The following is a 651-nucleotide window of genomic DNA, read 5'->3' on the forward strand; positions in this document are numbered from 1 at the left end:
AAGCCCGGATCTTCGCCCCAGAAAGCGCTCAACGCCGGCTCCTTCGGCGCGGCCGCTCTGGCCATAGCGCTCATTTTCCCCGGCGCCTATTTTGTCATCGGCGGCAGCCGCTTCGGGGGAAGCGATGGCTCTGCCTTTAGCTGGCTGGGCATAGCCTTTTCATCGGTGGTCGGCCTTCTGGCGGGAACCCTCATCGGGGTTATCACCGAATTCTTTACCGGTACCGATACGCCCCCGGTGCGACGTATCGTAAACGCCTGCGGCACCGGTTCGGCGACGACGATAATCTCCGGCCTGGGCGTTGGCATGATGTCCACCCTTCCTCCTATCCTCATCATCGGGGCGGCTATTGCGGGGAGCTACGCCCTGTCGGGCCTCTATGGCATCGGCATAGCCGGCCTGGGCATGCTTCTCACCCTGGGGATTCAGCTGTCCGTGGACGCGTACGGCCCCATCGCGGATAACGCCGGAGGTCTGGCGGTGATGGCCGAGCTGCCTCCGGAGACCAGGGATATAACCGATTCCCTGGACGCGGTCGGCAACACCACCGCCGCCATCGGCAAAGGCTTTGCCATCGGGTCCGCGGCGCTCACGGCCCTGACGCTTTTTGTCGCATTTGTGGAAGCCGCCGGGATCGACCCATCCTTGATC

The 651-nt window shown here is 63.7% G+C and carries 1 protein-coding gene; it reads left to right on the forward strand.

What is annotated here, in order from left to right:
* On the forward strand, positions 1-651 hold a 651-nt coding region (locus EYA77_RS00010), incomplete at both ends, for a sodium/proton-translocating pyrophosphatase (RefSeq protein WP_167815488.1).

Source organism: Methanocorpusculum sp. GPch4, assembly GCF_012062385.1.
Taxonomy (GTDB): domain Archaea; phylum Halobacteriota; class Methanomicrobia; order Methanomicrobiales; family Methanocorpusculaceae; genus Methanocorpusculum; species Methanocorpusculum parvum.